At 72.9% G+C, this 3,341-nt stretch carries 4 protein-coding genes; 1 reads left to right on the top strand and 3 read right to left on the bottom strand.

The window, feature by feature from the left end:
* Nucleotides 1–600: class II aldolase/adducin family protein (locus VR44_RS16750; RefSeq protein WP_045948311.1), on the bottom strand; the 600-nt coding region annotated here is incomplete at its 3' end.
* 124 nt (nt 601–724) lie between these two features.
* A complete protein-coding gene (gene guaA / locus VR44_RS16745) occupies nt 725–2,317 on the bottom strand; it encodes a glutamine-hydrolyzing GMP synthase (protein WP_045948310.1) in 1,593 nt (530 codons plus the stop codon).
* A gap of 330 nt (nt 2,318–2,647) precedes the next feature.
* Between guaA and VR44_RS16740 the strand changes: the two genes are divergently transcribed.
* On the top strand, nt 2,648–2,923 hold the full coding sequence (locus VR44_RS16740; protein WP_045948309.1) for a chorismate mutase: 276 nt from the start codon (nt 2,648–2,650) through the stop codon (nt 2,921–2,923).
* A 306-nt stretch (nt 2,924–3,229) separates the two neighbouring features.
* Here VR44_RS16740 and VR44_RS49150 read toward each other — a convergent pair.
* The coding region (locus VR44_RS49150; protein WP_157880326.1) for an LPXTG cell wall anchor domain-containing protein at nt 3,230–3,341 on the bottom strand (112 nt) is incomplete at its 5' end.

The raw sequence follows: 3,341 nt of genomic DNA, 5'->3' as shown, positions 1-3,341 counted from the left end.
GAACCACCACACCGCCGCGTCCACCGACCCGCCGACCGTCAGCAGCCCCCGGTTGCGCAGGACGAGTGCCTTGTACGGGCCGAGCGCCCGCGCGACCCGCGCCGGGTCCTCCGCCCCCGCGTACTCGTCAAGGAGCGCGTGGTCCTCGTAGAAGGCGCAGGCCTCCTGGCTGACCGGGGCCAGCAGCTCGCCCAGGCAGGCCAGCGCCCTGCCGTACGGGGCCTGCGTGCGGACCACGGCCACCACCGCGGGCCGCGCCCGGTGCACGGCCGCGTGCACGGCGAACGCCAGCTGGTTCACCCGCCGCCCGCCCCGGACCACCCGCCCGTCCCCGTCGACCAGCAGCAGGTCCTCGGGGCCCAGCCCGGCGAAGGCCCGGCCGAAGGGGTTGACCCAGTAGCAGTCCTCGAACTCGGGGTCCCGGGCGCTGACGTGCCCCGCGACCCCGTCCTCGTACCCGAGCCGCCCGAGCAGCCGCAGCGCCCCCGCGAGGCGCTCCTTGCGGTACGCGCGCTCCCGGGCCGGGTCCGCGTGCACCGGCGGCATCTCGAACGCCAGCCGGTGCACGGGCACGGGCTCGGGTACGGGCTGCTCCGGCATGGTGTCCCCTCCTCCTGGTCGCGGCGCAAGGTACCGGCCGGGCCCGCAACTGGCCATAGGAACGGCGAAGCCGCCGTCCCCGGGGGAACGGCGGCTTCGCTTCAGGCGCGGCGGTCGCGGGAGACTACTCCCACTCGATGGTGCCCGGGGGCTTGCTCGTGCAGTCCAGGACCACGCGGTTGACGTCCTTGACCTCGTTGGTGATGCGGGTCGAGATCCGGGCCAGCACCTCGTACGGCATCCGGGTCCAGTCGGCCGTCATGGCGTCCTCGGACGAGACCGGACGCAGCACGATCGGGTGGCCGTAGGTGCGGCCGTCACCCTGGACGCCCACGCTGCGGACGTCGGCGAGCAGGACGACCGGGCACTGCCAGATCTCCCGGTCCAGGCCGGCGGCGGTCAGCTCGTGGCGGGCGATGGCGTCGGCCTCGCGCAGCAGGTCCAGGCGCTCCTTGGTGACCTCGCCGACGATGCGGATGCCCAGGCCCGGGCCGGGGAACGGCTGGCGCTGGACGATCTCCTCGGGGAGGCCGAGCTCCTGGCCGACCATCCGGACCTCGTCCTTGAACAGCTGGCGCAGCGGCTCGACGAGCTCGAACTCGATGTCGTCGGGGAGGCCGCCCACGTTGTGGTGGGACTTGATGTTGGCCGTGCCGGTGCCGCCGCCGGACTCGACGACGTCCGGGTACAGGGTGCCCTGGACCAGGAAGGAGACCGCCGGGCCCTCCTCCTGGAGGATCTCCAGCTGGGCCTGCTCGAAGACGCGGATGAACTCACGGCCGATGATCTTGCGCTTGGTCTCCGGGTCGGAGACGCCGGCCAGCGCGTTCAGGAAGCGTTCCTGCGCGTCGACGACCTTCAGCTGGACGCCGGTGGCCGCGACGAAGTCCTTCTCGACCTGCTCGGTCTCACCCTTGCGCATCAGGCCGTGGTCGACGTACACGCAGGTCAGCTGGGAGCCGATGGCCTTCTGGACGAGGGCCGCGGCGACCGCGGAGTCCACGCCGCCGGAGAGGCCGCAGATGGCGCGCTTGTCGCCGACCTGCTCGCGGATGGCCGCGATCTGCTCCTCGACGATGTTGCCGGTGGTCCAGGTGGGCTGCAGGCCCGCGCCCCGGTACAGGAAGTGCTCCAGGACCTGCTGGCCGTGCGTGGAGTGCATCACCTCGGGGTGGTACTGCACGCCGTACAGCTTCTTCTCGTCGTTCTCGAAGGCCGCGACCGGGACGACGTTCGTCGACGCGGTGACGGTGAAGCCCTCGGGGGCGGCGGAGCAGGCGTCGCCGTGGGACATCCACACCGACTGGTGCTCGGGGGTGCCCTCGAACAGGGTCGAGCCGGGCTTGGAGACGGACAGCGGGGTGCGGCCGTACTCGCGGGCTCCGGTGTTGTCGACGGTGCCGCCGAGGGTGGTCGCCATCAGCTGGAAGCCGTAGCACATGCCGAAGACGGGGACGCCGGACTCGAACAGGGCACGGGCGTCGTCCAGGCGCGGGGCGCCCTCCTCGTACACGGAGGACGGGCCGCCGGAGAGGATGACCGCCTTCGGGTCCTTGGCGAGCATCTCGGCCACGGGCATCGTGCTGGGCACGATCTCGCTGTAGACGCGGGCCTCACGGACACGGCGGGCGATGAGCTGGGCGTACTGCGCGCCGAAGTCGACGACGAGGACCGTGTCCGGGGCGCTGTCGTGGGCGGCGGAGGGTGCTTCTGGCACGGGACGGCCTTCCGGCGGAAGAGGGGGCTGTTTTGTCGATTCTACCGGTGGCGCCGGCCGCCTCTTTGTCGCACCATCCGAGGCCCACGTCACGCCCGGGGCGCGTCTCAGCATCCGGGCCCGGTTGGCCGGGAGGCGGTCGGGGGTCCATAATCCACACCATGCGCAAGCAGCTGAGCTTCCTCTTTACCTATGGCACCGGCCGGTCCGGTCGCCATGGGTCCGCGTGATGCTCGCTTGAGCCGCTGACTTCCCAGAGCGCCCCGGTCCGACAGGACCGGGGCGCTCCGCGTTTCCGTTCCTGTCGGCCACGACCACAGGAGACACACCGTGAACGCCACCCTCACCACCACCGCCGCCACCCCCGAGCAGCTGATCGCCGACTGCCGTGAGCGGATCGACGCCCTCGACGACCGGATCATCGGGCTGATCCAGGAGCGGATGGCCGTCTCGGCCGTCATCCAGGAGGCCCGGATCGGCGCGGGCGGAAGGCGCGTGCACCTCTCGCGGGAGATGGAGGTGCTGTCGCACTTCAGCGACGCCCTCGGCAAGCCCGGCACCGCCCTCGCGATGACCCTGCTGGAGCTGTGCCGGGGCCGCGTCTGACCGCGCGGCCGGGTGTTCGTCACCCGTCCGGGCCGTGACCGGCCCCGGGGGTCTTCGTTGAGGGGGGTGTCCGCGCCGGCCAGGCGCGGGACCGCACCACCACGCGTGGCTCCGCGGGAGCGGTGAGACGTGACGCCCGACGGCGTACGTCGTGGGACCCCGCTTCCGCGCGTGACCGGACGGCAGGGGACAGCAGCCCGGTCACCCCAGAGGAACGGCCAGCCCGGGGGACGCCCCGGGCCGGCCGTTCGGCTGTGCCGCGACGGTCACGCCGTTGCGCGTGGCCGCCCTCGCGAGGTCACGCCGTCACGCGTGCCCGCCCTTGCGGCGGCGGGCCGAGAGGAACAGCGCGCCGCCGACGGCGAGCAGCGCGGCCGCGCCGAGGCCGAGGAGGCCGGCCTGGCTGCCGGTGGAGGCC

The sequence above is a fragment of the Streptomyces katrae genome, assembly GCF_000966975.1.
In the GTDB taxonomy this organism is placed as follows: domain Bacteria; phylum Actinomycetota; class Actinomycetes; order Streptomycetales; family Streptomycetaceae; genus Streptomyces; species Streptomyces katrae.
Note: the sequence above shows the minus strand (reverse complement) of the source record. Positions and strands in the feature narration are given on the sequence as shown.